Source organism: Coleofasciculus sp. G3-WIS-01, from assembly GCF_040223135.1.
Classification (GTDB): Bacteria; Cyanobacteriota; Cyanobacteriia; order Cyanobacteriales; family Coleofasciculaceae; genus Coleofasciculus.
In genome coordinates, this window is record NZ_JAVJZI010000143.1 from 1 (window position 1) to 25,377 (window position 25,377).

25 protein-coding genes and 1 pseudogene are annotated in these 25,377 nt (G+C 43.8%); 16 read left to right on the top strand and 10 right to left on the bottom strand.

Annotated features, from left to right (window positions below; genetic code table 11):
* Positions 1–129: 129 nt before the first annotated feature.
* Positions 130–354 (top strand): annotated as a pseudogene (locus RIM23_RS14095) (lipase); the annotation flags it as partial.
* Between the two features lie 175 nt (positions 355–529).
* Here RIM23_RS14095 and RIM23_RS14100 read toward each other — a convergent pair.
* A complete protein-coding gene (locus RIM23_RS14100) occupies positions 530–2,506 on the bottom strand; it encodes a cation:proton antiporter (RefSeq protein WP_446367873.1) in 1,977 nt (658 codons plus the stop codon).
* Between the two features lie 322 nt (positions 2,507–2,828).
* On the opposite strand from RIM23_RS14100, the gene RIM23_RS14105 reads away from it, so the two are divergent.
* A complete protein-coding gene (locus tag RIM23_RS14105) occupies positions 2,829–4,160 on the top strand; it encodes an ArnT family glycosyltransferase (protein ID WP_446367874.1) in 1,332 nt (443 codons plus the stop codon).
* Positions 4,161–4,398: 238 nt separating this feature from the next.
* Here RIM23_RS14105 and RIM23_RS14110 read toward each other — a convergent pair whose 3' ends face one another.
* Positions 4,399–4,803 carry an AbrB family transcriptional regulator gene (locus RIM23_RS14110; protein ID WP_446339148.1) on the bottom strand — a complete coding sequence of 135 codons (405 nt, stop codon included), beginning with the start codon at positions 4,801–4,803 and terminating at the stop codon, positions 4,399–4,401.
* A gap of 455 nt (positions 4,804–5,258) precedes the next feature.
* On the opposite strand from RIM23_RS14110, the gene RIM23_RS14115 reads away from it, so the two are divergent.
* The 8 genes from RIM23_RS14115 to RIM23_RS14150 all read left to right on the top strand — a co-directional run bounded on the left by RIM23_RS14115 (position 5,259) and on the right by RIM23_RS14150 (position 11,697).
* The gene (locus RIM23_RS14115; RefSeq protein ID WP_446339147.1) at positions 5,259–5,702 is read left to right on the top strand and encodes an RrF2 family transcriptional regulator; all 444 of its coding nucleotides are present in this window, start codon (positions 5,259–5,261) and stop codon (positions 5,700–5,702) included.
* An 18-nt stretch (positions 5,703–5,720) separates the two neighbouring features.
* The gene (locus tag RIM23_RS14120; protein ID WP_446339146.1) at positions 5,721–6,122 is read left to right on the top strand and encodes a GFA family protein; all 402 of its coding nucleotides are present in this window, start codon (positions 5,721–5,723) and stop codon (positions 6,120–6,122) included.
* On the top strand, positions 6,115–7,173 hold the full coding sequence (gene cbiB, locus RIM23_RS14125; RefSeq protein WP_446367875.1) for an adenosylcobinamide-phosphate synthase CbiB: 1,059 nt from the start codon (positions 6,115–6,117) through the stop codon (positions 7,171–7,173). Before RIM23_RS14120 ends, cbiB begins: the two co-directional genes overlap by 8 nt.
* A 34-nt stretch (positions 7,174–7,207) precedes the next feature.
* Positions 7,208–7,747, top strand: coding sequence for a bifunctional pyr operon transcriptional regulator/uracil phosphoribosyltransferase PyrR (gene pyrR, locus RIM23_RS14130; protein ID WP_446367876.1), 540 nt, complete (start codon positions 7,208–7,210; stop codon positions 7,745–7,747).
* 46 nt (positions 7,748–7,793) lie between these two features.
* Positions 7,794–7,985: a hypothetical protein gene (locus RIM23_RS14135; protein ID WP_446367877.1), complete on the top strand. Its 192-nt coding sequence runs from the start codon at positions 7,794–7,796 to the stop codon at positions 7,983–7,985.
* Positions 7,936–8,964: a type 2 isopentenyl-diphosphate Delta-isomerase gene (gene fni / locus RIM23_RS14140; RefSeq protein ID WP_446367878.1), complete on the top strand. Its 1,029-nt coding sequence runs from the start codon at positions 7,936–7,938 to the stop codon at positions 8,962–8,964. The genes RIM23_RS14135 and fni overlap by 50 nt, the downstream gene beginning before the upstream one ends.
* Before the next feature lie 317 nt (positions 8,965–9,281).
* Positions 9,282–11,096: a signal peptide peptidase SppA gene (gene sppA / locus RIM23_RS14145; protein ID WP_446367879.1), complete on the top strand. Its 1,815-nt coding sequence runs from the start codon at positions 9,282–9,284 to the stop codon at positions 11,094–11,096.
* Between the two features lie 472 nt (positions 11,097–11,568).
* On the top strand, positions 11,569–11,697 hold the full coding sequence (locus RIM23_RS14150) for a hypothetical protein (RefSeq protein ID WP_446367880.1): 129 nt from the start codon (positions 11,569–11,571) through the stop codon (positions 11,695–11,697).
* A gap of 391 nt (positions 11,698–12,088) precedes the next feature.
* On the opposite strand, the gene RIM23_RS14155 is transcribed toward RIM23_RS14150, so the two are convergent.
* Positions 12,089–12,625, bottom strand: a complete 537-nt coding sequence (locus tag RIM23_RS14155; RefSeq protein ID WP_446367881.1) for a helix-turn-helix transcriptional regulator — start codon at positions 12,623–12,625, stop codon at positions 12,089–12,091.
* Positions 12,626–12,812: 187 nt separating this feature from the next.
* Here RIM23_RS14155 and RIM23_RS14160 point away from each other — a divergent pair, with 187 nt between their 5' ends.
* From RIM23_RS14160 to RIM23_RS14175, 4 genes are read left to right on the top strand one after another with little or no spacing between them, the layout of a single operon-like run.
* On the top strand, positions 12,813–13,187 hold the full coding sequence (locus tag RIM23_RS14160) for a hypothetical protein (protein WP_446367882.1): 375 nt from the start codon (positions 12,813–12,815) through the stop codon (positions 13,185–13,187).
* 43 nt (positions 13,188–13,230) lie between these two features.
* Positions 13,231–13,761: a hypothetical protein gene (locus RIM23_RS14165; protein ID WP_446367883.1), complete on the top strand. Its 531-nt coding sequence runs from the start codon at positions 13,231–13,233 to the stop codon at positions 13,759–13,761.
* A 15-nt stretch (positions 13,762–13,776) separates the two neighbouring features.
* Complete coding sequence (locus RIM23_RS14170; protein ID WP_446367884.1) at positions 13,777–14,532, top strand: hypothetical protein; 756 nt, start codon at positions 13,777–13,779, stop codon at positions 14,530–14,532.
* Positions 14,533–14,588: 56 nt separating this feature from the next.
* Positions 14,589–14,816, top strand: a complete 228-nt coding sequence (locus RIM23_RS14175) for a hypothetical protein (protein WP_446358048.1) — start codon at positions 14,589–14,591, stop codon at positions 14,814–14,816.
* Positions 14,817–15,029: 213 nt separating this feature from the next.
* Here the strand turns inward: RIM23_RS14175 and RIM23_RS14180 are convergent, their stop codons facing one another.
* The gene (locus tag RIM23_RS14180) at positions 15,030–15,947 is read right to left on the bottom strand and encodes an alpha/beta fold hydrolase (RefSeq protein ID WP_446367885.1); all 918 of its coding nucleotides are present in this window, start codon (positions 15,945–15,947) and stop codon (positions 15,030–15,032) included.
* Positions 15,948–16,329: 382 nt separating this feature from the next.
* The gene (locus tag RIM23_RS14185) at positions 16,330–16,992 is read right to left on the bottom strand and encodes a GDYXXLXY domain-containing protein (protein ID WP_446367886.1); all 663 of its coding nucleotides are present in this window, start codon (positions 16,990–16,992) and stop codon (positions 16,330–16,332) included.
* A gap of 413 nt (positions 16,993–17,405) precedes the next feature.
* Here RIM23_RS14185 and RIM23_RS14190 point away from each other — a divergent pair, with 413 nt between their 5' ends.
* A complete protein-coding gene (locus tag RIM23_RS14190) occupies positions 17,406–18,338 on the top strand; it encodes a bestrophin family protein (protein WP_446367887.1) in 933 nt (310 codons plus the stop codon).
* 258 nt (positions 18,339–18,596) lie between these two features.
* Here RIM23_RS14190 and RIM23_RS14195 read toward each other — a convergent pair whose 3' ends face one another.
* Positions 18,597–19,958, bottom strand: a complete 1,362-nt coding sequence (locus RIM23_RS14195; protein ID WP_446367888.1) for a DUF2157 domain-containing protein — start codon at positions 19,956–19,958, stop codon at positions 18,597–18,599.
* A gap of 450 nt (positions 19,959–20,408) precedes the next feature.
* Between RIM23_RS14195 and RIM23_RS14200 the strand changes: the two genes are divergently transcribed.
* Complete coding sequence (locus tag RIM23_RS14200; RefSeq protein WP_446367889.1) at positions 20,409–20,888, top strand: GNAT family N-acetyltransferase; 480 nt, start codon at positions 20,409–20,411, stop codon at positions 20,886–20,888.
* Between the two features lie 160 nt (positions 20,889–21,048).
* On the opposite strand, the gene RIM23_RS14205 is transcribed toward RIM23_RS14200, so the two are convergent.
* The 4 genes from RIM23_RS14205 to RIM23_RS14220 all read right to left on the bottom strand — a co-directional run bounded on the left by RIM23_RS14205 (position 21,049) and on the right by RIM23_RS14220 (position 25,031).
* Positions 21,049–22,503 (bottom strand): adenylate/guanylate cyclase domain-containing protein, encoded by a 1,455-nt coding sequence (locus RIM23_RS14205; protein WP_446367890.1) that lies wholly within the window; start codon positions 22,501–22,503, stop codon positions 21,049–21,051.
* 187 nt (positions 22,504–22,690) lie between these two features.
* A complete protein-coding gene (locus RIM23_RS14210; protein WP_446367891.1) occupies positions 22,691–23,428 on the bottom strand; it encodes a DUF1995 family protein in 738 nt (245 codons plus the stop codon).
* A 264-nt stretch (positions 23,429–23,692) separates the two neighbouring features.
* Positions 23,693–24,343, bottom strand: a complete 651-nt coding sequence (locus RIM23_RS14215; protein ID WP_446367892.1) for a response regulator transcription factor — start codon at positions 24,341–24,343, stop codon at positions 23,693–23,695.
* A 151-nt stretch (positions 24,344–24,494) separates the two neighbouring features.
* A complete protein-coding gene (locus RIM23_RS14220) occupies positions 24,495–25,031 on the bottom strand; it encodes a (2Fe-2S) ferredoxin domain-containing protein (RefSeq protein WP_446367893.1) in 537 nt (178 codons plus the stop codon).
* Positions 25,032–25,377: the final 346 nt, after the last annotated feature.

The following is a 25,377-nucleotide window of genomic DNA, read 5'->3' on the forward strand; positions in this document are numbered from 1 at the left end:
AATCGCTGAGTATTGAGTTGTCTTTCCTTTAGCCTTGAACTCGAAGACCAGCATCTGACGTGGAACAACTCGACATCAACATGGTAACACAGAAAAAGTCGTCCTTCCAGGACGAGGCTTGAAACCCAAATTTTCGGTCAACGGCGCTTGGGTCAATGGTTAGCGTATAACAGTTATCAGCAAACCTGTGGAGTTGGAAATTGTTGGGGAGATGGGATTACTCCGATTGAAGCGGCTCATTTAGACGGCGCAGTGAATCTTACCTTGGAAGGAGTGCTGCATTCACCTCGGCGACAAGGACTTTGGTATGGTTCCCAAGAAACGATAAAATCATGGATTCCCTATTTAATTTAAAAGTTGTAGGTGGTTTTCCTTTTTTAGTAGGGGTGTGTCCTGGCATTACCCAGCGTAAGCGAGATTCCTAAACCTACATCTAATCCGAACTAGGGAAGTGTCCGGAGGTGTTACCCCTACCAACTCATGCCCTATTCATGACTTCCTACCAGGTTCCCTCTGGCAATCCCTGTCCTCACGGAGTAGGGCGGGGTTCATGAACCTTCACCTCTTCTTCAACTTTAGATTTATTGGCAATTTCTTTAATTGCTTTCTCTTCCACAGGCTCTGAAATCGGGATTTCCTCAACTTCTGGCAACTTTTCTACCGCTAGACGGGAAGACGAACTGCCACCTGATAAGCGTTTCAATAGTTTAGGTCTAGGATCGTGTAGCAGATAAATAATTTGATCATTAGCCTGCCAGGTTTCATTCGCGCTAGCCACTTGTATACTGCCTTGCCGTTCGATTAACAAGGGAACCAGTTCTCCCGCCCGGATCAACGCTTGCAAATGCGCTCGCTGAAATGCCAATCCCGACTCTTTTAACGTGGTTGTGCCTAACTTCACTTGCCCCTCAGTAATATACTTATTCCACGTCTTAATCGGCAGTTGAGAAACAAATGCTTGATTGACTTTCGTTTTATTATTCGTGGCATTGGCTTGGGGATCACGAGGAAATACGGCAATCACTCGCGGCGGGGCAAACTCTTCAACCGCTCGCTGAGCCAAGACTAAGTTCACCTCACCATTGTTGGTCATCGCCAAAAATGTACCCACCGATTCAATCCCAGCTTCTTCTAAAACGTCAACATCCAAACCACTGCTTTGGAACACCCGCAGATTTTCTTCCTCGGCTTGTTGGCAAGCTTCCGGGTCAGTGTCGATGAGGACAACTTCTTCTCCCTGCTCTTGAAACAAACGCGCAATCAGCCGACTCAAGGGATTACAGCCAACAATCACCGCACCTGTTGCCTTGTCCTGGGGATTCAGTTGCAGCCATTGGGCAACCCAACGAGCTGTTAACCCTTGTAAAAATACCGTCATCATAATCGTCAGGAAAACCAGGGCTTTAATCGAATCTCCCCCATTAATCCCGCGTTCGGTGAGGAGAATCGCAAACAAGGATGCCACAGAAGCGCTGACAATTCCTTTGGGAGCAATCCAGGATAAAAAGATTTTCTGTCGCCAATTTAAGCCGCTATTCCAGGTACATAAGCTGACGCTAATCGGGCGCACCGCCATCATTAATGCCAAAACGGTGAATACACTTCCCCAACCTAAGGCAAAAACACTGTCAATGGACAAATCGGCGGAGAGCAGAACGAATAGCACGGAAACCCCAAGCACCGTTAATTGTCCTTTAAACCGTCGCAACAGTCGCTCTTCGGGTAGAGAAGACGCACCGACAACGATTCCGGCGACGACGGTTGCCATCAATCCGGATTCCGAGCGAATCGTTTGTGCCAAACCAAATAAGCCCCACATCCCGGCTAGCACAACCAGATTTTTCAGGTCTTCTGAAAGAAATTCAGCTCGTTTGAGAAACAAACCCAGTAACCAGCCACCGATACCGCCAATCACACCACCAATACCGAGGCGTAAACCTAAACCGACAATGGCAGCAGATGCTCCAGCCTCGCTGTTGAGAATTGTATCAAGTACGACAACAGCTAGAATGGCACCGACTGGGTCAATTAAAACCCCTTCCCCTTCTAAAAGGGCGGCGACTCGTCGATCAACTTTCACTTGTTTGAGCAGTGGACCAATAACCGTCGGACCGGTCACAACCACCAGAGCAGCATAGAGAAAGGCAATCGGCCAGGGAAATTCTCCTAACCAATGGGCTGCCATCCCACCGCCCAGCAGCGTAATCAGCGTTCCCAGGGTGACTAGGTTTCTCAGAGAACCCGATACTTTGCCTAAGTCGCGCAGGTTGAGGTTAAGCCCTCCCTCGAAAAGAATTACGGCGACTGACAAGGCAACAATAACTTCCAAACCCACTCCCAGTTCTTGGGGGTGTAATAAACCCAAACCATCGGAGCCAAGGGAAACGCCAAAGATCAGTAGAAAGACAATGCTGGGGACCCTCAGGTACTCGGCAATCACCTGAGCGCTGATTCCAGCACAGACAGCGATGACCATTTGTAGGGTTAATTCAAAAGATCCTTCCATAGGTTTGCCTGTCGCAGGTGAGAGACTTGGGTCTAGATGCCTAATGATTGGCTCTATTTAACAAAGCCTACCTATATTACTGTGAATAAGCAGCAGGAGTGGTTCGGTTGACCCGTCGTGTGTGATTAACGTTGATCCTAACGCGGCTACATCTATCTATAGCTATTGGTTAAAGTTTTTTATTTTTAATTGAAAAGTCATAATTGAAAAGTCACCGTTTGATTAGGTCGCGCCACTGGTTGAGTTACGGTGCAGGCACAGGCAACCCGTTGGATGGCAGAACTACTCGCGACCAGCAGCACTCTAAGTTGTTCGTTTAAAGATGAATCGTCAAACATTTATTTGGGGACACTCCGGAAGCAGAATTCGCTCAACTCAACGCTGGGTTGAGCGGATGTGGGTGTTTAGCTTACTTTTAGCCGCGCTGCTCTTATTTTGTATTAATCTGGATAGCCCACCTCTATTAAATGGGGGTGAACAAACGGTTAATCAGGTTGCTCGTGAATTGAGTAGCACGCCTTGGGCATCTTGGCAATGGTTTTATCCCACATTTGGTGATCAATCTTATGTTGAAGAACCACCCTTGCTTTATTGGCTAATTGCTTTAGCTTATAAGACAGGAAATGATAGCACCTTGATGACACGCTTACCGACTGCTCTGCTGAGTGTTCTATCCATTCCCCTCTTCTATGGAATCGGTCGGGAAATTTTTCCATCCCGTCAAAACGCGCTTTTTTCGAGTTTCATTTATTTAACCGTCTTACCTGTTGTACAGTATGGACGACTCGCCATCCTGGATAGTACGGTGCTATGCTTTGTCATGCTGATGATGGTATGTCTGTTGCGATCGCGTCGTGATTTTCGTTGGTCCTTGGGAGCAGGTATTGGATTCGGTTTAATTTGCCTCACTCAAGGAATTGGATTGGGATTTGTTTTGTTGGCGATCGGTTTTATCTTTATTGCCTGGGATACCCCTAGACTACTCCGATCTGGCTATTGGTGGTTGGGTTGGGTGTTAGGTATCATACCTGCGTTGGTTTGGTATACTCTACCTTTGGTTTATAGTCAAGGGTTTCTCACCGCTAATCTAGTTAAAGAATCATTACAACCGTTTTGGCATTCAGTAGAGATTAACCGGATTCTTAAGAGCGATTACGATTACCTATTGGAACTCTTAAAATTCTCGGTTCCCTGGTTACTATTTTGGTCTTATGGATTAGGGCTGGCGTGGAATAATCGCAATTGGGGTTGGGCAAAATTCGTATTGGTTTGGACGGGTGTTTATGGGGGAGCTGTTTGTCTGATGGCGTTTCCTTTACCGGAGTATAGTTTGCCGCTCTACCCAGCTTTAGCACTAGCGGGTGGCGCTCAGCTTACCGCTGTGTGGAATTTGCCCCGCTCTCAGTCCTATCCTCGTCTATGGCTCTTTGGGTTGAGTTTCATGTGCTTAGGAGCAATCGCCTCGACTATTTATTTAGTCCTAGAAGCCTCCCAGAGCCTTTTCCCCGTCGTTTCCAGCTCAGTAGCATTAACCTTAGCGGGAGCAGCTATCCTCGTGGCTCGACGTGACCTGCAATTTATTTTCATTTTGTTTTGGGGAATGTACGTCTCTCTATTATTGTTGATGACCTCTTCCCATTGGATTGTGTCTTAGCCATTCAACTTACATCCTGACCAAGACAATTCCTTCACAATAGCAATGTATCCCCCGCTGCATCTTTCAGATGACAACGGGGGTTTTTTTGCCAACTCCAATCAAAATCATATCGTCCAACCATTCAGTTGGGACGAGGACTTATCAAGTGTCGCTACTTTGACTTAAGACAATTGAATTTTGGGTAAACCGTCAGTATCTTTAGCCTCTGGAGTTTTCCTTCGCCATCGGCTGAGCCTTACTCTTCGATTTCGTCTTCTGCGCCAAGTTGCTTGAGATGAATGTGCTTGCGACCTAAGGAGATTTCAAATTCATCCCCAGGTTGTAAACCCATCTGTTTTGTGTAAGCAGAACCAATCAGCAGATTGCCGTTAGATTGCACCGAGATGCGATAGCTCGCACTCCTACCACCCCGTCCATTGCCATTGGCTTTGCTATCTAATTCAATACCCTCAGCATCAATCAGTGCATTGAGGAATTTCATCATATTGACGCGCTCTACATCGTTCTTCGTCACGGTGTAGTAGCCACAGGCTCTAGCTTTTTCTTCTTTGCTGAGGTTACCTAGCTCTCTAACTTTCTCAAGCAGTGCTTGACCCTCTAAGGGTTCCATCTTGGGCTCCATTTTTTTCTTTTTAGCCATCAACTTGAATCTAAACCTAAACAGTGAAGTCTCGGGTAGCGCTTTCGCTATACTGACACATAACCAAGATTACAAAATCTTGATCTTATATCACCCTCTATAAAACTATATTACACCCATACTGTCAACTTTGTTGGTTATATTTGTTGAATTTATCTTTGTAACAAATCAATCGCCGACTGGAGAACGTGTCAGTAATGGAGACGGGGCGATAAGGTGGGGCGTTTCCAGTTGATCGAGTCATCAACAAAAACCAACGATGTGTAAAACTCAGGATTGATGGAAGGCGTTATCAGGCTTCAGGAAAAACCTCTCAGGTTATAGTTGACAGTACAACCTTCCTGGGACAGCCATAAAAACCATTCAACTCTTAACCCTGTACGACTCAACCAGAAATTAGCTGGATTAGACTCCAGCTAAGAGCCAACTCCAAGCTAGGATAGTTTGCCATCCCTATGAAATTGACAACTCGCGGACATTATAGTGTTAAAGCGCTACTTGATCTCAGCCTACAGCCCGGTTATGGACCAACATCCGTTAAAATGATTGCCCATCGTCAAGCTCTACCAGCTCCATATTTAGAGAAACTACTGATTGAAATGCGTCGTGCTAATTTAGTGAATTCAGTACGCGGCTCTCAAGGTGGCTATCAATTAGCTCGCGAACCTTCAAAAATTTCCCTAGGTCAAATTTTAGAAGCCGTTGGCGAAACAATCGAACCATTACACCATCACACAGCAGATGCGACTGTTGCCGAAGACTGGGTAACCTTAACCTTGTGGCACCGACTCCACCAAAAACTGAAAGATGCCTTATATAGCATTACCCTTGCCGATCTTTACTATGATGCTCGGAGTTGGCAAGCTGCTCAAGGAGAACAAACCAGTTTTGTGATTTAATAGATGCTTTGCTGGGAAATGACCACCATGAATCAACCAATTACCTATCAAGGGGGCTGTCACTGCGGTGCTGTCCGTTTCAGTGTGACAGTTGACCAGCACGAGGCAATCGATTGCAATTGCTCAATTTGTCACAAAAAAGGCTTCATCCACCTAATTGTACCCCCTGAACAGTTTACTCTATTGAGTGGGGCTGACGTTTTAACAACATATACGTTTAATACTAATACGGCTAAACATACATTTTGTCGTATTTGTGGGATTCACCCCTTTTATCGCCCCCGTTCTCATCCCCAGTCGATTGATGTTAACCTGCGTTGTCTCGATGATGATGTACTGTCTCGATTTGCCAGAGTGTCGTTTGACGGTGCCAATTGGGAAGAAAATATAGATACGCTCAAAAGCGACTACATTGACTAGAAGTGCCATTGTTTTGTTACTTGCCGCCAGTCTAGATTACTGGATAGGTGATCCTTGGGGTTGGCTTCATCCAGTCCAAGTCATGGGTTGGCTGGTTTCTCACCTCAGCCAATGGATTATTCACAATCTTTATCGCCCATGGAAACGTCGCCTCGCCGGAATTGGATTGGGGTTAGGATTAATTATCGGTAGTGGAGTGGCAGGATGGGTAATTGTGCTGGGAGCAAACTGGCTTCATCCTTGGGTAGGGATTGGGATTGAAAGTATTCTGCTGGCAAGTTGTTTGGCAGGTCGCAGTTTGCGAGATGCGGCTAATGATGTGGTAGAACCATTAACCGATGGAGAGTTAGAGCAAGCGCGTTCTCGTTTGAGTCGATATGTGGGTCGAGATACGGAAAAACTTACAGCACCAGAAATGCTCCGGGCTGTTCTAGAAACAGTCGCAGAAAATGCTACCGATGGTGTTACATCGCCCTTATTCTATGCTATTATCGGGTCATTTTTTCCGGCCGTGGGTAGCGCTCCCTTGGCTTTAGCCTATAAAGCGGCTAGCACTCTGGATTCAATGATTGGTTATCGACGCGAACCTTACACAGATTTAGGTTGGTTCAGTGCTAAACTTGAGGATTACTTAACTTGGTTACCCTGTCGGCTAACGGTAATAACGTTAGCCCTTTTGTCAGGAAAACCCCGTAAGGTATGGAGTTTATGCTATCGGGATGGGACGAAAGATCCTAGCCCAAATTCAGGTTGGAGTGAATGCGCTTATGCTGCTATTCTGGGCGTACAACTGGGGGGAACTAACTGGTATCAGGGAGTTGCCAAATATAAACCCCTTTTAGGTGATCCGGTTGACCCGATTACACCGACCAAAATTGACCAAGGGTTACAGTTGACCCGATACTGCTGTTTGATTTGGCTGGTCATCGCGATCGCACTAATTGAGTCTTCTAAATTGTTCCCATCCTTATATATATGGCTGATAATTAAAGACGATATCCGATTATTCCCCATGCTCCCTCTAGACAATATCCTAGATTTTCTCCCCTAGTCCCATCCCATCCGCCATAAAACCAGTAACGAGAATGCCAACTCAAATTATTGAAATTCTCTCCGCCGAAGAACTGCGCCGCACTGTCACTCGTTTGGCATCTGAGGTGATTGAACGCGCCGGAGATGTATCGAAACTCGTCCTTTTAGGCATTTATACTCGCGGAGTTCCTCTTGCCAAACTGCTAGGACGCCAAATTGAAATTTTAGAACAGGTATCGGTCGCGGTGGGTGCGATCGATATTACCTTTTACCGCGATGATTTGGATCAGATTGGCGTTCGTACCCCGGCTAAAACGGATATTTCCTGTGATCTTTCAGGTAAAATTGTGGTACTGGTCGATGATGTTATCTATAGTGGGCGCACAATTCGTGCCGCTCTAAATGCTGTGACTGAATACGGCAGACCCCAAGTGATTCAGTTATTAGTTCTTGTCGATCGCGGACATCGCGAGTTGCCGATATGTCCAGACTTTACGGGCAAACAGCTACCAACCTCCAGAGACGAACAGGTAAAGGTTTACCTGCAAGATTTTGATGGACGAGATGCTGTGGAGTTGATCAAAGTCTTCTAAGGTGTCAGTTGGCATAACCAGTCATGCCTTCATGTAGAGAAGTGCCATGACACCTCTGTCAAAAATTAGAAATTTTGGTAGCAAATATTACCGTTTTTCTGTTGATGACTTAACCGATGTTCTAGGTTTTGCCGCAAACCCTGATCACCAATCCCCTCTTTCCCTGTTCCTTTCTATTTCCCAGCACAATGACAGAAACCCAAACGCGCAAAGCAGACCACATCAGGATTTGTCTTAATGAAGATGTCCAGTTTAATCAAATTACCAATGGACTGGAACGCTATCGCTTTACCCACTGTTGTTTACCGGAAATCAACCGCAGTGAGATTGATATCTCCACCAGGTTTTTGAATAAAACATTAGGCGCTCCCTTGCTAATATCCTCTATGACTGGGGGAACCCAACAGGCGCAAACCATTAATTTTCGCCTTGCTCAAGTAGCACAAGAGTATCAATTAGCCATGGGTGTGGGTTCCCAGCGAGTCGCCGTGGAGAATCCTCAAGTGGCGGATACCTTTGCCGTGCGATCGCTAGCACCGGATATTCTATTATTGGCGAATCTTGGTGCGGTTCAACTCAATTACAGTTACGGCTTGGATGAATGCTTGCGCGTGGTTGAACTTTTAGCCGCCGATGCTTTAATTTTGCACCTCAATCCCTTACAGGAATGTATTCAGACGAACGGGGATACAAATTTTCACGGCTTACTTGACAAAATAAACAAACTATGCAATAAGTTACCTATACCTGTGATTGCCAAAGAAGTCGGCAACGGCATCTCAGCACCCATGGCACAGAAGCTGCTTGAGGCGGGCGTGAGCGCAATTGACGTAGCCGGTGCTGGGGGAACATCTTGGGCAAAGGTGGAAAGTGAACGGGCATTAAATCTCAAGCAACGTCGCTTAGGACAAACCTTTGCCGACTGGGGATTACCAACCGCAGACTGTATTACTAGTATTCGAGAAATTGCCCCAGAGATCCCCCTGATCGCCTCGGGTGGATTACGGAACGGTTTAGAGGTTGCCAAAGCGATCGCGCTGGGTGCGGATTTGGCAGGATTAGCATTTCCCTTTCTCCAAGCCGCATCAGAGTCTACAGAGGCGGTGGATGAACTCGTACAGTTATTAATCGCTGAAATAACTACTGTACTTTTCTGTACAGGGAATGTCAATCTGTCTCAACTCAGACAATCTGGTGCCTTACAAAAGTTAGGATGAATGTTTGTAGTAGGCGCGAAGCGTGCCAGAAGCGAAGACAGTGCTTACTACAAACTCTTAGTTCAGTGACATTCAAGTTAGGATAGAGGCAGTTGTCTGTCAAGATGGCTATAGGCTCTTTGTCCGAAACTTAGCGTTGGTTAAGTCAAGCCGATAAAGAGTATCTTATAACAAAGCAACAAATTAATCAACTCAAACCCCTAATTAGGGAACTCGAATCTTAGTTAAACTCTTATCTTAAATCAATCGGAAAAATTACAAAAAACCCCTAAAAACAGACAACGGATAACGGAAATATCACAACAAACAACCCTAAAATGCGTCAATTTATTAAGCAAACCTTCGCCAGTGTAATTGGTAGCCTGATCGGTTTTACATTGTTTTTCGGCATTGGTACAGTTGGACTCATTAGTTTAATTATCACCGCCGCATCTAAAGATACGGGACCCCAAGTCAAGGATAAATCGGTACTGGTTTTTGATTTATCCTTAAATATTAGGGATACCGATCCCACATCCAGCACCAGTAGAGCGATTGAAGAAGCACTATCTGGAGAAGAAACCGACACAATTACGTTACGTACTGTTGTGAATACCTTAAACGCGGCGGTTGAGGATTCACGGATTGTGGCGCTTTACCTGGATGGATCACGTACAACTACCAGTAGTGGTACAGGGTTTGCCACGCTAAAAGAAGTCCGAGAAGCTTTAGAACGGTTTAAAGAAAGCGGTAAAAAAATTATTGCTTATGATGTTGATTCGGGAGAAGGGGAATATTATCTGAGTTCAGTTGCAGACACAATTATCCTCAACCCGATGGGAAGCCTAGAAATGAATGGCTTTAGTTCTGAACCCATGTTTTTCACGGGAGCCTTGGAAAAATTTGGCATTGGGATTCAGGTAATTCGGGTAGGTAAATATAAGTCAGCGATAGAACCGTTTGTACTGCAAGAACTGAGTCTAGAAAACCGACAACAGATACAAGCATTATTAGAGGATCTGTGGTCAGAATTTCGGACAACTGTGGGAAAAAGTCGTCAGGTAACGCCCCAACAGATACAAGCGATCGCGGATAATCAAGGTATCGTCTTGGCATCGGATGCGATTGGACGTCGCTTAATTGATAAAGTGGGGTATTACGATGAAGTCATCGCCCAACTGAAGGAACTCACCGGTGAAAGTGAGACAAAAGAATCATTTCGTCAGATTCGCCTATCTACTTATGCGGATATCGCCGATAAACCTGGAACCCAACGCTTTTCTCAAAATAAAATAGCTGTACTTTATGCTGAGGGTGAAATCGTCGATGGTGAAGGGAGCATCCAACAGGTGGGAGGTGAATCCTTTGCGGCACAAATGCGGGAATTGCGGCTGGATGATTCAGTGAAAGCTGTCGTATTACGGGTGAATAGTCCAGGTGGTAGTGCTACCGCGTCTGAGATTATCCAACGGGAAGTCAAACTCACACGCGACTCCAAACCTGTGATTGTTTCCATGGGAGATATTGCGGCATCTGGGGGCTATTGGATTTCCACCTATGGTAACCGGATTTTTGCCGAACCCAATACAGTAACGGGTTCGATTGGTGTTTTTGGATTACTCATGAATATCCAACAAATTGCCAACGAGAATGGGATTACGTGGGATGTGGTGAAAACGGGGCGTTTCGCAGATACTCAAACCGTTTCTCGTCCCAAAACCCCCCAAGAGTTAGCCCTGATTCAAAAAATAGTTGATCAAGTTTACTGGAAATTCTTGGCTAAAGTCGCAGAGTCTCGTAAGCTACCCCAACAGAAGGTGGCACAAATCGCTCAGGGGCGAGTTTGGTCGGGTATTGATGCTAAACAATTGGGGTTAGTGGATGAAATTGGTGGATTAAATGATGCGATTGAGTATGCTGCACAACAGGCAAATTTAGGTGAGGATTGGGAATTAGAAGAGTATCCACGATTCCAAACCTTGGAAGAACGTCTGCTTGAAGAGTTTATGGGAAATAGTAGTGCTAAAACGCGACAGCCTGATCCGTTAATGGCAGAGTTTCTGAAGTTTAAAGAGGATTTGGCAATGTTACAAGCGATGAATGATCCAAAAGGTATTTATGCGCGTCTACCGTTTAATTGGCGGTTCGATTGAGAAAAGTAATCCCCTTTTTGCCAGGGCGATTTAAATCGCTGCTACACAAACCAAGTCCGCCTGCGCGGACTGGATTATAAAAGGAGTTGTTAACCAAAATTTTGTATAAATCAATGCGACTAATTCTAACTTGAATGGCACTGAAAATTTGCAGTTTTGGATCACCAAAACCATTGCTATACCGTAGTGGCGTGGCACAGCTTATTTAGTGAATTAGAATGGGCGCCCGGAAACCGTAGGGGCGCATGGCGTGCGCCCGATTCAATGGTAAAATCTATTGCACCATTTTAGCTGTGCCACGCCAGTAGTACATCGGCAAGGTGAAAATTGTGGGTAAAATTTTTCTGGATAGCTACTCTCATAAGGGTTTGGCGAAAATACTTGACCAACGTTTTAACCTTGCGGGTGTAGTAGGGTGGGCATTGCCCACCAGCATACCAGTCAGTACCATTCATTTTAAGTTGAATAAATCATGATGGCAGATTGGTTAGAGTGGGGACAAAAAAGGAGGCAGGAACAACAAAGGAATCCATCATCTGTGGTGAAAAAACTCATGGGATTAAAGGCGGAAAAAATTACATTATATCCAGAAACTATGTAGTGGCGTGGCACACCTAATTTGGTGTATTAGAATTCTATCCAGAAACTGTAGGGGCGCATGGCGTGCGCCCATAAAATCTGCAAATCTAATCCATCATTTTAGCTGGGTCACACCGCCATCGTGAGGAGAGCGTAGCGTAACGCACCATTACCACTATATATGATGTACCTACTGGACTGACACAGCTAAAATTGTGGAATAGATTTGACGGTGAAATTGGGCGCACACCGTGCGCCCCTACAATACTAATCCACCATTTTAGGTGTGCCACGCTACTACGTAAATTATTTTTATTTTAAACCATGATATGGATATTGGTGAAACAATGGATGAATTGATACTTATTGCTGGAGGAGCTTTAGATAACCAATATCAAGACTAAATTATTTATCTACCCATTTGAATTTTTAGAAATATTTTCGTTAAAAGCGTTCTTCAAGTCCAAAGCCTGCTCCATATTAGTCAAAGAATCATGCTTTAAACTTTCTGAAGAGGATGTGGTGGGTATGCGTAAATTAAAGGCGATTACTATTTGATTATTCTCCATACTAATATTACTGATATTAACTACGCTCTTTTCCGGCAACAAATCACTGACGTTTAAGTCAGCAGGTGACTGAAATTTATAGCCTGCCTCTTCAAGCCATTCTGTAATATTTCTCCAATTTTCTATTTTTTCATTACATTTGTTGACCAAACTTTTAACATATCGATACAAAGTGGCACAGAGATCGGTTTCAACTCCCTTAACATTCTTACCCAGCTTTTCGGCTATTTCCGCCGGACTATAACCGCAAAGCAAACCCCGCAAATGTAGCTTCTCAACGGGTGTCAGACGCTTGCCTTTAGCCGAAGCGAGGTCTATATATAGTGTTTCTAAGTCCCAGTGGTTTGACGCCTGGGTAAACTGCTCATCGGTGGATGCCATAGTTGAAGCACTCTAAATTCCTGATGTGATCCTAGCGTAATTACTGACGTTTATCAGTTAATCACTAAGTATAAGTAGTTTATTATAAGTAAAAACGCCTAATTTCTTGGGTTAGACAGTAATTATACTCAGAGTTCTCAAGAAAAAGTAAGCGATCGCTAGCCAATAGCAAATAGGAGACAGGAGAATGTCAGTTTTCGACCAGCGTGGTCAAAAGGTAAATATTCAGAACAACGCTGCTGGTAACACAAACTTCAGTGCTGCTGGCAACATAAACTTAAGTGCTGTTGAAAACCGCGCTGATCTTGTTGGTGAATTAGAGAAGATTAAGGATGAGGTAGCAAAAGCAAGAGATGCCGAGGTTATCGATGCTGAGCTAGCTACAGATGTCAATTACCACATTACGAAAGTTGTTCAGCAAGCCAACAAGCCTGAACCCAGTAAAACCACTATATTGAACCACGTCAATACGGCAAAGAATCTGATAAAGGGAGTAGCTGGAGCGGGTGGTCTTGTCACAGCTTTAATGAAAGTTGCTGAACTGGTTCAAACCTTATTCTAAGAACCCAACAATCTTTTTTGTAACTAGATTGTGGCTAAGGATTATGGCAAACTATGACCAGCGAAATCAGTGGGTTGATACGCAGTTTAACGAGTTTAACGAGTTTAACGTAAATATTCAAAGCCCTTCTGAGCCTGATCCAACGATGCTGTTGAGTCAGGGGATTAAGTTGCTGGAAGCAAAAGCCTATCAGGAGGCGATCAATGCGTTTAGAGCCGCTATTAAAACAGGTCATGCAAGCAGTGATGCCTACTATTACCTAGCAATAGCACTCCTGAAAGGTAAGCGACCAAAGATATTAAACCGTAGTGAAGTGGAAGAAATCGATCAACTGCTCAACGCCGCGACTGCTATGGGAGACTCAGATGGTACTGTTCTGTGGTTTCGCGCTCTTGTTCGAGATGACTATTTCAATGGTAATGGAATAACGCATTATCCACCACCATTTGTTAATGATATTATCACGACTGCTCTCTCTAGCCACACGCATATAAATAGGTTGATTGCCTTATTACAAAAATTGCCAATGTTTGACAACCAATTGTATGCACTACTTGTTCAAAAGCTTGTCTAAAGGGACATAATAGCGATGAATGCATTTCAAAATAGTTCAGAAGATGATAAAAGGAGACGAATTAAAAATTATTTCGCCAAGCCCAAGTTAAAGTGGCCCATCATCCTGATGGTAATTGGCTTAATTATATTAACGCAATCTTCAATAGGATTAATTTTTGTGCTGGCGGGAGGAATATGGTTATTCATAGAAGTCAAACCTTTGTTTGATGCGCCTGGTGATCAGACTATTGATGCTTGGTTAATCAATGATATTGAATCTCTTAAAAAACGCTCACTTCAACGTCTCAATATAGATGAATCTGAATTAATCAGAGAGTCTATTTCTGTTAGAGGTCCTATTCTATGGGAAACCAATGGGATTGACACTAAAGAGTTAGCTTGCAAGAAGGGTAAAGATGGTCGTATTCGATTTAGTATCAATGCGATTACAGTAGTGCATTTAACAGAGCATAGACTTAGTTCCTATCAGTGCAATTATAACTTTATCAAAGGAGTTCCTCTTAATGAACAAGATGATGAATTTCACTACAGAGATGTTGTAGCTGTTTCTACCCGTGATGAATCTACTAACTATACTTTGCCAAACGGAAATTTAATGAAGCAAGCTCAGCTTTTTAAGTTAACTGTATCCAGTGGCGATAGTATTGCAGTGATTGTCAATTCTGACGATATCCTTAAGTATGCAGGTGGCACTGGCACTATTGTTGAAACAGGACTTGATAATGCTATCAAGGCTCTACGTAAGGTTTTGAGCGAGAAAAAGCTTTAAATTTTATTGATTGTAATTTAAGTTGAACCATAAAATTTATAATCAGGGAGTTACGAATGAAAGTATTAGGAATAATTGTCAATATTTTTCTGCCTGGAGTAGGCACTTTAATCGTGGGAAAAATAGTACAAGGAATAATCCAGATCGTACTAGCAATCTTTGCTATTGCACTTGGTTTTACAGTATTTGGAGCTATTATTGGTATTCCAATATATTTAATTGTATGGATTTGGGCAATTGTAAGTGCCGCAACTGTAGTTGATAGAAACCAAAGGAATCGTTAAACTCTATTCAGCAACCTCTGTTTTTAGCCATGGCAATTGGAAATTGCGAAACTATAAAAACGCAGTTTGCCTGGGCGGACTGAATTGTAAAGGGGGTGGCTAACCTTGATTGGTATAATGCAGGAGAGGGCGCAAGCCTTGCGCCCCTACAAAAAAATTAATATTTTATTTTTCTATAAATGATTTTTTTATGAGAATCATTAGCTTCTATCTTTACTGTTGATGAATCCAATCAGCGACAACAGAGACAAAATCAGCCGTTGACTCATAAGGTAAAACATTTCGACCCGGAATTTGACACCCCTGACCTTGGGGCAAATGCTTGATATAGTAATCTAAGCGTTGCTCTGGTGTTTCTAATTTACCCTCGCGACTAATACTGCTAGCTTCTTCGCCTACTACCACAAATGTCGGTTGCTGAATGGAAGCAATAACCTGTTGATAGTCTTGTCGCCAAAACCCAGCTAGGAAAGAAAAAACAGCATGGCGACTAGCGGTATCAGCAGCACCTTCTTTGAGACTATCTAACCATTGTTGATCAATATCTTCTGGTTTAGCAAATAGCTGCTTCGAGGAAAACGAACGCAAAAATTGACGACGACGGGCGTAGCGATAGAATAGACGACCAAAAGGTGAATCAAATAGATTCCAGGCAAGTTTGTGCTTCAATGTAGACGTTTCCTGAGTCATTACAGCCCAAGACGGTGGACCCGATAATACGCATCCTTTGATATAATTAGATGCATCTGGTAATTGGACTAGAGAAAGGGCTACGGGTAACTCTGCACCTTGCACCACTATAATGGCGGGTTTTTTGACAACAGTCTGTAAAAAATAACCTAACTGTTGCGCCCAATCTGTAGGATGATAAGCAACATGGGGCATATCACTTTCACCACATCCGAGTAAGTCCGGATTATAGATGGGTTGAGAATATCCCCCTTGATACCACTGTTGACAAAAGCGATGCCAAAACCAACCTGATAACCCGACGCCAATCGGATGCAGTAACACCAATGGTGTATCGCTAGCCTGATTCGGCTGATAATATTCGTAAGCACAACGATAATTACGCCAACTGTAAAACTCAGTTGTTGCTGATGGGATGGGGGAGTTTGAAGTAGTCGTCATAAAAAGTCAACAGTCAAAAGTAATAAATTATTTAGGGACGGGTTTAGCCACAATTGTAGGGGCGGGCTTAGGAACTACAGCAGTTATTGGTGAAATAACTGAACAAGAAAACCCGCCCTAACTTATTGATAACATATCAACAAAACCCGCCCTGATTCAATTATCGGGGCGTGACACAGTTCGTAGTAAGGGCTTTAGCCTTTGGTTTTGTTGGGTTTGGGAGCATGTCAGGGAAAGCACATAATGTTCATGCTAATCCTAGAGTTGGGTTTCGTACCTCAACCCAACCTACAAAGGTGACATGCACCCGTTGGGTTTCGTACCTCAACCCAACCTACAACCTCCACTATTAAGGACAAATGACATAAGACGAATTACCAAATCAGAGACGATATTGGCGAATCTGTGGTTGTGATGCTTCACCAGTCCGCACCCAAAGACTAATAGGAACGGCATTTCCCAAACTATCCACCTTAACTTCCATAACAATAGGCGGAATTTGTTGGGTTTGTTCAGGATTGGCTTGTCTGGCTGTCTGCAGATCATCATTAATCTGATTCCGTTCGGCTTCAGGCATATTATAATTTTCGAGTCCATACTCAATTAATCCCCGTTGGGCAATCCCTCTGAGAACAACCTGATTGTTGGAGAGAGAAGTAGGACGTTTGAGACTAAGAGAAATGGGTTCCCACGGTTGTGGTAGTCCAGGTAACCTGAGTGAAATCGGTTCAGCTAAAATTACATAAAAGTGAGTTCCTGGCTTGATAAACGTTACGGTGTTGTCATCACTTTGTTGTTTGGGTAAATTATTCCAACCTGGTAAACCACGTAATTTCTCTTGACTAGAGATGTCATACCTCATGGTTTGAGAGTAGCTTCGCAATAGATTGTAAGGTTCTAAGGGGGTTGTTTGCAAAATGATTATTTTACCTGTGATATGAGTGTAAATTGCTTGGGCGGGAACTGCCAGGATTAAAGCTGTTTGAAATAACAAAGCGAGCCAAAATCGCCGGAAAGGAATAGAATAGGTCGTGTCATTTGTCATTTGAAATACTCATTTATCTTGAGAATGTTAACTCTTCTAGATTAACTAGGATAAATGTCGAGGCGGCTCTGTCTGTAGCCATAAGAGCTATGACTCCCCGGAGATTATCGTAAGTACAACGTTTTAATGCTCGATGTGATACAATCTTTCCAAGAGTAGAAAAACACTAGATCATAGTTCCTGTACTACACCGTGTTAGAAAGTGCTGTACAAATATTTTAAGACGGTTCTGAGATTACTCGCTTTTATTGTACTACAAAAAAATGTTAGTTGAAGACATGATTTTTTTACTGTCAGGACTCAAATTATTGTAATAATTAAAAATCCAAAAGCAAAAATAGTTTATGTGTTAAAAAATGAGTAAATTAATTCAAAGGTTTTTTGGGAAAACAGGCAGAAAAAACAAAGTAGCGATGCCAATTTCAATTAATGACCCGGATTGGCAGAAACGGAATTGGTTTCGTCTTGCTTTAAATTTAAAAGGGTCAGTCATTATAGCTATTTTACCTCGCGTTATCTTATGCAGTGTTTTTGGTTTGGTTATTTCACTCTTTTATGAGCTTGGATTTTCCGTGTTTTTGCCAGTTTTGAGTGGAGTGGTTCCCAGTCTTGTCTTAGGTTTACTCTTAGTTTTCCGAACCAATACGGCTTACGAACGTTTTTGGGAAGGTCGTAAAATCTGGGGAATGATAGTTAATACAGTTCGTAACTTGGCTCGTCATATTTGGACTGCCATCGCCGAAAATAGCTCAGAAGATAAACAGGCTAAAGAGGAAACCTTGCGCTTATTAGTAGCGTTTGCTGTAGCGACTAAGCAACATCTCCGAGGAGAGCGATTGCACCGTGAGTTAGAACCGTTGATGTCAGCAGAGCGGTATCAAATCCTCCAATCCATGAATCACCCACCCCTGGAAATTGCTTTTTGGATTGGAGATTATCTGCAAAAGCAGCACGAACGGGATTACCTCAACACCTATCAACTCACTGCCATGTTGAAATTACTCGATATAATGGTTGACCTTTTAGGGATGTGTGAACGGATTCTCAAGACTCCTATCCCTTTAGCTTATTCGATTCATTTGAAACAATTGTTATTAATTTATTGCCTATCACTGCCATTTACTATAGTTAGCGAACTGAATTGGCTAACTGGGATAGTTGTGGGAGTGATTAGTTTTGCTGTGTTTGGGATTGAGGAAATTGCCATTGAAATCGAAAATCCCTTTGGTTATGATAGCAATGACTTACCCTTAGATACAATTTGCACAACAATGCAACACAATATTGAAGATTTAATCACGCTAGAGCCTTTTGTGAGGCATTGGAAAATGACCAATAACCAATAACAAATGATAACTTACAGCAGTTTGCTCTGCTATGCGGTACATTGTCGATCCCCCTCGCATCCCCCGTGCAATAAAAGCGAAGCATCCGCTGGCTTCCCCCTTTTTAAGGGGGACGGGAGGGGGATCGAAAAGGGGGATTTTTATCTACTGTACTTTATTACAGCGCAAAGCGCTGTATTTGCCATGCTAAACGGTTATCGAATTATTGATGCAGACGCTCTAACACCTATCCCCACAACAACACTTATTCAGCAGCTCCTATTTAGAGTGTTGAGCGCGAATATAGTATTCAAAACTTACCCCAGCCGCTATAAGACCGCAACCACACAATAAAAAAACTAGGGATTTGAACAGTAAATCGGTGTTGTACTCTATCATCCGACTTAATACTTGCAACGTTAACAACACTAACCCTCCCCAGAAAAAGCGTCGTTGGGCTTGGGTGATTCCCTTACGGATTAAACCGACAGCTAACACTAGTAAGAGTAAATTGAAAGTTAGTACAGCAGCGATATCTAAAGAACCCGTGCTTAGATGCCAATAGGGAATGACAGCACTAATAACAATCATGAATGCCACAAAGCCAGTTATTCGGTTGAACTGACGCCAACTATTCAGCCATTCCCAAATGGTTAAGCTGACTAAGATAAACAGATTGACCAAAATGTACCATGGTACATGAGAGGTATTGTTAGCAGATGGTATAAAGGAGACATTCCACATCCAATAGAACGATAAGAGGGAAAATAAGAGACTGAGGAAAATAATGGCAAGCGTGCGGGCTGTAGTCTCAAAGGAGTTAGCATTTTCGAGATACCGTCTCCAAAACTTATCCCTGTATCCCCATAACAATGCTGGCGGAAGGGCGCAAGCGATCGCGCTAACCCAGGCGGGGGCGACTAAAAGGTTGAGGTGTACTAATTTGAATTCCAACGAATAAATCACCGCGATCGCACCGAGGCGAAAAATCCACCGAGAACCGCACCAGTAGGCTAAGGGAATAAACATCACACCCGATACTACGGGCATAAATCGTACCATTAGCCGCAGCCATGCTATCTCTCCAAGGGCTAAAAATTCTGGTTGTCCTTGTCCCTGGATATATCCAATTGTGATCAAAAGGGCAGAAAGTATCCCTAACCCCGTTAACCGCAAGCTATACGCCATCCCTAAGACACCGAGTCCCCAAAGCAGCAGCAACTGGTAAGGGGGTCTATTTTGGTGAAAGATTTGGGACATCAGCGCCATATTTGCCCCCAGTGTCAGCGCCCCTAGCACTAGCAATGTCTTTCCTAAATGGCGTTTTCCTCCTTTAGGACGTTGCCATAAATAAAAGCCTGCTGTATTTAATCCAATAAACAGAAGCAGGAGTAACGCTACTCTAAACTCTCGCGACCAAACTTGCCAGTTGGCGGCGATAAGCATAATCGTACCTACGCCTAAAAGAATACTACCTATCAACAGAAGAATCGAGACAAATTGCTTACGGGAAGCAGTTTCGAGTTCCTCAAATTGATAGCGTTGGGCAAGTTGTTCATAGACAGAGGCATCAATTAACCCCTCACTCTGCCATTGCTGTGCTTCTTGACGCAACTGGCGACGAAACTTATTGGAAGCCATATTAGCATTTTAGTTCTGTTCCACCTCTTAAAATGTTGTAACATTTACAGTCAGTTGGTGTATCCGAAGTTGGGGGTTGCATTCGTCCCATTCATAGGGGAGAAGCATTCGCACCCAGATTTTTGGTTCTATTGTCAAATTTTTGTCGCCAATGCTTCGCTCACTTAAAAACATGCCCTTGAGCAAAACGAAGGTCAAAAAAGGGTTATATCCCAGAGGTCGAGCATTATTGGGATTTTATGTTTTATGGTTTATTGTTTATTAATGTAGTGTAAAACGGTTGAGATTGGAGAAAAGGAAACAGTAAAGATTTGATGCTTGTTAACATTTTTTAGTACAGCTTACCATAATTTATGTCCAGGTACTTATAACTGTAGCCGTTTGCCTGACAGTTGATCGAGAGGCAACCAAAGACGATAATAAAGCTGGATAGCATTGATTTCGTATACGATGAAAGCCTATTACCGTGACTTTTTAATTCGGGACTGCGAACCGCGCGATCGCGTCACCGCCCCTGAGGTGATTGGTTCCGTCTTATCAGAATACGGCTTAACCTGGGAACCTAGGGGAGCCGATCGCGATGTGGTTGACGTCGAAACCTTCTATCAAACGGTTGGGGGAGAGTTTTGGGTAATCGAATACCAAGGTAAAGTTGTGGGAACCTCGGCGTATTATCCAGTAGAACGCGGCAAAAACGCTGTAGAAATTCGTAAAATGTACCTGCTTCCAGAGTTTAGAGGACAAGGACTCGGTAAATTTTTATTGCAACAGCTTGAACAAACAATCGCCAATCGGGGTTTCCAAAAAATTTGGATTGAAACCGCCAGCGCTCTCCAAGAAGCCATCCAGCTTTATGAAAATAGCGGCTATCAGCCAACCACAGGGGTAGAGACAAAGCGGTGCGATCGCGTTTATGTTAAACAACTATAGTTTGTTTGTAGTAGGGAACCTTAGCCCTAGATTCCGTTGGGTTTCCTTGCGTCAACCCAACCTACAACCTATTCCACCATTTTAGTACAAGAACATTTTGTACTAAACTCGCCCTGGCTGAATTTTGAACTTCCCCATCTCCCAGACGTAGCATGCGTCTCTACAACTCCTGCTTCCCGATAAGCCAATAGCTAGTCATTTTCCCTTTTCCCTTAACCACGCGCGCACCCCGTTCTTCAAATACATACTGATCCTGCAAACGCTTTTTTGTCGCCGCCGTCACTTGAATTTTCCCCGGAAGTCCAGATGATTCCATGCGAGACGCCACATTAACTGCATCTCCCCAAAGATCATAACTAAACTTTTTAATCCCAATTACACCAGCTACCACCAGTCCCGTATTAATGCCAATGCGAATTTGGAAGGGTTCCCCTTGTGGTGTTTTAAACTGTTGAATGGCTTGTTGCATATCCAATGCCATTTGAGCAATTGCCTCGGCATGGAGATCATTCACTACAGGTAAACCCGCCACAGCCATATAAGCATCGCCAATCGTTTTGATTTTCTCAATGCCATGTTTTTCGGCTAATTGATCAAAAACAGAAAAAATCTGATTTAATAGATTAAGCAGTTCTAAGGGAGATATTTGAGCCGCAAAGTGAGTAAAACCGACAATATCGGCAAATAAGATAGTGGCTTCAGTAAATTGTTGCGCTAAAGTTCCCTCAAATTGTTTTAATTGCTCAACAATAGTCTTGGGTAAAATGTTTAGCAATAACTTTTCTGACTTTTGTTGTTCTAAGCGCAGAGCTTGTTCAGCTTTGATGCGATCGCTAATATCCGATTGAATTCCCACGAAATGAGTCAGATTATTTCTATCATCATGAATGGGCGAAATTGTCAATTCATTCCAGAATGGTGTTCCATCTTTCCGGTAATTGAGTAAGGTAACGGTGCAATGTTGTCCAGCTTTTATCGCAGCACGAAGTTGAGTCACAGCAGGCTGATTAGTATCTTTTCCTTGCAAGAAACGGCAATTGTAACCCAAGACTTCAGCGGCAGAGTAACCCGTTATTTTCTCAAAGGCAGGATTAACATAGATAAGGGGCATATCCGGCAAACGCGCATCAGCAATGACAATGCCAACACTACTCGCCGCGATCGCTTGATCCCTTAGCTTAACGGTTTCCTGTACTCCTTTACGATAAGCCTGACTACCTCGCCAATTGCTTTCGGTGACATCTTGGGCAATGCCATAGCTGACACTATTTTGATAGGCTCCCAAACGCCAAGACAGCCAACGATAGCTTCCGTCTCGACAACGAAAGCGATGTTTAAGGCGTATCGGGGTTGTATTATCCTGGAGAGTGTAACATTGATTCTCCATATCAAAAGTAAATGCCACATCATCAGGATGAACAAACTCTAACCAAGGACGCGATCGCAGTTCATCCAACGTCCAGCCTAGAGTCTTTTCCCAAACGGAGTTGAGTTCCCTAAAATACCCGTTACTGTCACGGATACACAACAAATCAGGAGAAAGATCGAAGAAGGCTTGGAGAGATGCTTCCCTATGGAATAGGTTTGGCTCATTCTCCTCACAAGAAGGATTCATTGGACATGTTCCAGGGAAGATTTACGGTTGGTTTTTGCACCCTCTATCGGAATTTTCTATTCAATTGCAATTATCCCATTGACATATTGAAGTGTAGAATCATATCATAAATGACGCTTTTTCAACATTTTTGGGAAAAAGACGCTGTATATCCTGTGGTTTTGAAGTTTAGTGTTTAGATTTTTGATTAACGACTCAATGCATCTAAAAAGCTCTGTAGTGTAGAGAGAAACCCGGTTTTTTTGGGCGCAGACACTTCTTCTGAGTCAGTGCTACCCGTTACTTTGGCAATAATCAATTCTAAGGCATCTCCTACAGGTTTTTGCGGTTCTTCAGCAATAAGCTGATAGGCATTTTCCCCCTCCAGCAAGATTTGCCACATTCCCGGATAAACCCGCAAAAGAGCCGCCCCATCAAGAGGTTGGACGTAGTAACAAGAGGTTAGGGTGCTGAGAAACCGTTCACGGAGTTGACGTGCGGCGTAGCCAATACCAACCACTTTGAGATCTTCAAGCTGAGGAATGAGTAAAACGCAGGGGCGATCGCCAGCCAAATTGCAGAGTTTTTCCACTTGAGTCACTTCCACCGCCGAGGGAGCAACAATCAAAAACGCCTCATCCTCTGGCTGAATTTTACTTTCGACAGGGGAGCGACTTGTGCCAATGTCTGTCACTTTAAACGGTGTTTCTCCCCAGTCTCGACGGGCGAGTGCAGCAGCCCCAGTATCAGGAAAGAGAACCTTTAGCCCCGAACCATACTGTTCAAAGATAGGGGTAAATTGCCATGCAAGGGATTGGGCTTGCAAGGCAATCTCTGGAAAAACTAACTCGACTTGCAGGCGAGTATATCCATCATTGAGAGCAGCTTGTGTCGCTTCGCGAGCTTGAGCGATCGCTTCGTCTAAGGTTTGAGGAAGTTCAGCCATCGGTCATTTGTCCTTTGTCCTTCGTCCTTGATGCATAGTGCGTCGTGTCCTCTCAATTGTAACGAACTATGAATCACAAGATGGAACAGGGAATAGTTTTGAGTTTTGAATTTTGACCCAACGCCCTTGCTAGTCGAGCATGGCGCTTGTGTCGGGGCTCTTTTCACTATTATCGTTTATTACCTCACCTAGATGAGACTAAACCCGCCCTGACTCAGGTATGGAAGTTTTTGGCGAATGACGAATGACATAAAACAATGACCTCTAAGCCTGACAACTTTCAATTGCCCAACGAGCTAATTCGGTACGGTTATGCAATCCAGTTTTGCTCAGCATATTAGAAACATGGCTTTCAATCGTGCGCTGACTCACATTAAGCTCCTTGGCAATTTCCCGATTTGCCAACCCCCGTGCCACAAACTGTACAACCTTCAGTTCAGTTGGTGTCAATTCCACATGGGCGGGAACTTTAATGTTAGATGGCGGCTCTCCTGCAGGTGTCGGGGAGCGAGTCGTTAAGCGGCTAGCCTGTCTCAGAGAAGATTCAACTTGAGCGACCAATTCTTCTGGCTCAAATGGTTTGACCATGTAAACATCGGCGCCGGTGTTGAGTCCCTTTACCCGATCATGGCTTTGTCCTTTGGCAGAGAGAAATAGCACGGGAACCCAGTTCATGCGCGGATCTTGCCGAACATACTCAACCAGAGCATAGCCATCCATCTCTGGCATCATCACATCACAAATGATCATGTCTGGAATATCTTGCTCTAAAACATCCAGCGCCTCTCGACCATTTTCCGCCGTGATCACTTTGTACCCGCGAAACTCTAGGTAGTCCTTAACGAGCAAAATTAGATTAGGGTCATCGTCAATCAGCAGCAGTTGCTTGTTAGTTCTGATACCGTTTTCTTTCATTTTCTCCCCCCGTGGAGACCCCCGCTAGACCGCTCGATTCGGTTAGTAGGCGGGTAGTTTACGTCCTATTTTAGTCTACTGAACCAGAAAACTAAAGGCTCTCCAGTAGTCAGGGTGAGAAGAGCCGTTAAGTTTAATTTTTCCCACCTACTTAGCTCCTCCAGAAGCGCTGGAAAATCTGGGTCCAAGGACTTTTGGGTTGATCTACACGGGCGACTTTTTCGGGAGTTATCTGCGGTTTGAATTGACTGTCGGCTCTTTTAACTCCTGCAGGTTCGGAGATAGGAGATTGATCGGTTTCTGGAAGAGGATGAATTAAAAAAGCATAGTCTTCGACAATTTTGTTGCCAATAAGATGCTCTTGGATAATCCGTTCGATGACCTCTGGCGTCGCGTTACGATACCAAACACCATCCGGGTAAACTACCAGAATAGGACCGCTAGCACAGACGCGCAGACAGTTGGCTTTGGTACGAAAGACGCAGCTTTGTCGCTTCTGAGTGGGTTGATCCAGCTTGAGCTGTTTCAGACGGGTTTTTAAGTAGTCCCAGGAATCAAGACCCGCTTGTTTAGAGCAGCACTTCGGTTTAGTCTGGTCAGCGCACAGCAAAATATGGCGTTGAATTTGATTGAGTCCTAGGCTATGTACATTTTTTGCCAACAGTGTTTTGTCTGATGCTGTATTCATCGTAATCTGTCTTACCCCCTAAAAATTCCCATTATCCTGTAGGGTAGCGCGTCACTACAGGTCTTGAGTTTTAAGTGTTCCAGACGTGCCATTATTCGTCTTTCCGGGGCGGGTTTAGGGACCAACACTAATTGTTTTAGCTAACTTTTTTGCCAAACCCGCCCTACCCCTCACCCAACACCCCTACTTCACTACCCATCCTTTAGTTCGGGAACCCGTACCCGGACATTGATTGCAGTTTGATGCCTTAGTTGAGTAAATTAGCACTCAGAAGCAGAGAGTGCTAATCACTCAACAGCAGAAAGTGCGAAGTGAGACTAAACCACACTAATTAGGAGGGAATTCA

Coding starts and splice junctions, on each gene's coding strand:
- RIM23_RS14205 (WP_446367890.1), bottom strand. CDS start 22,503: ATGAATCCTTCTTGTGAGGAGAATGAGCCAAACCTATTCCATAGGGAA.
- RIM23_RS14160 (WP_446367882.1), top strand. CDS start 12,813: ATGTCAGTTTTCGACCAGCGTGGTCAAAAGGTAAATATTCAGAACAAC.
- RIM23_RS14195 (WP_446367888.1), bottom strand. CDS start 19,958: ATGGCTTCCAATAAGTTTCGTCGCCAGTTGCGTCAAGAAGCACAGCAA.
- RIM23_RS14165 (WP_446367883.1), top strand. CDS start 13,231: ATGGCAAACTATGACCAGCGAAATCAGTGGGTTGATACGCAGTTTAAC.
- RIM23_RS14170 (WP_446367884.1), top strand. CDS start 13,777: ATGAATGCATTTCAAAATAGTTCAGAAGATGATAAAAGGAGACGAATT.
- fni (WP_446367878.1), top strand. CDS start 7,936: ATGACAGAAACCCAAACGCGCAAAGCAGACCACATCAGGATTTGTCTT.
- RIM23_RS14220 (WP_446367893.1), bottom strand. CDS start 25,031: ATGAATACAGCATCAGACAAAACACTGTTGGCAAAAAATGTACATAGC.
- RIM23_RS14180 (WP_446367885.1), bottom strand. CDS start 15,947: ATGACGACTACTTCAAACTCCCCCATCCCATCAGCAACAACTGAGTTT.
- sppA (WP_446367879.1), top strand. CDS start 9,282: ATGCGTCAATTTATTAAGCAAACCTTCGCCAGTGTAATTGGTAGCCTG.
- RIM23_RS14185 (WP_446367886.1), bottom strand. CDS start 16,992: ATGACAAATGACACGACCTATTCTATTCCTTTCCGGCGATTTTGGCTC.
- RIM23_RS14210 (WP_446367891.1), bottom strand. CDS start 23,428: ATGGCTGAACTTCCTCAAACCTTAGACGAAGCGATCGCTCAAGCTCGC.
- RIM23_RS14105 (WP_446367874.1), top strand. CDS start 2,829: ATGAATCGTCAAACATTTATTTGGGGACACTCCGGAAGCAGAATTCGC.
- RIM23_RS14175 (WP_446358048.1), top strand. CDS start 14,589: ATGAAAGTATTAGGAATAATTGTCAATATTTTTCTGCCTGGAGTAGGC.
- RIM23_RS14115 (WP_446339147.1), top strand. CDS start 5,259: ATGAAATTGACAACTCGCGGACATTATAGTGTTAAAGCGCTACTTGAT.
- RIM23_RS14200 (WP_446367889.1), top strand. CDS start 20,409: ATGAAAGCCTATTACCGTGACTTTTTAATTCGGGACTGCGAACCGCGC.
- RIM23_RS14215 (WP_446367892.1), bottom strand. CDS start 24,343: ATGAAAGAAAACGGTATCAGAACTAACAAGCAACTGCTGCTGATTGAC.
- RIM23_RS14110 (WP_446339148.1), bottom strand. CDS start 4,803: ATGGCTAAAAAGAAAAAAATGGAGCCCAAGATGGAACCCTTAGAGGGT.
- RIM23_RS14150 (WP_446367880.1), top strand. CDS start 11,569: ATGATGGCAGATTGGTTAGAGTGGGGACAAAAAAGGAGGCAGGAACAA.
- RIM23_RS14135 (WP_446367877.1), top strand. CDS start 7,794: ATGACACCTCTGTCAAAAATTAGAAATTTTGGTAGCAAATATTACCGT.
- RIM23_RS14120 (WP_446339146.1), top strand. CDS start 5,721: ATGACCACCATGAATCAACCAATTACCTATCAAGGGGGCTGTCACTGC.
- RIM23_RS14100 (WP_446367873.1), bottom strand. CDS start 2,506: ATGGAAGGATCTTTTGAATTAACCCTACAAATGGTCATCGCTGTCTGT.
- RIM23_RS14190 (WP_446367887.1), top strand. CDS start 17,406: ATGCCAATTTCAATTAATGACCCGGATTGGCAGAAACGGAATTGGTTT.
- RIM23_RS14155 (WP_446367881.1), bottom strand. CDS start 12,625: ATGGCATCCACCGATGAGCAGTTTACCCAGGCGTCAAACCACTGGGAC.
- pyrR (WP_446367876.1), top strand. CDS start 7,208: ATGCCAACTCAAATTATTGAAATTCTCTCCGCCGAAGAACTGCGCCGC.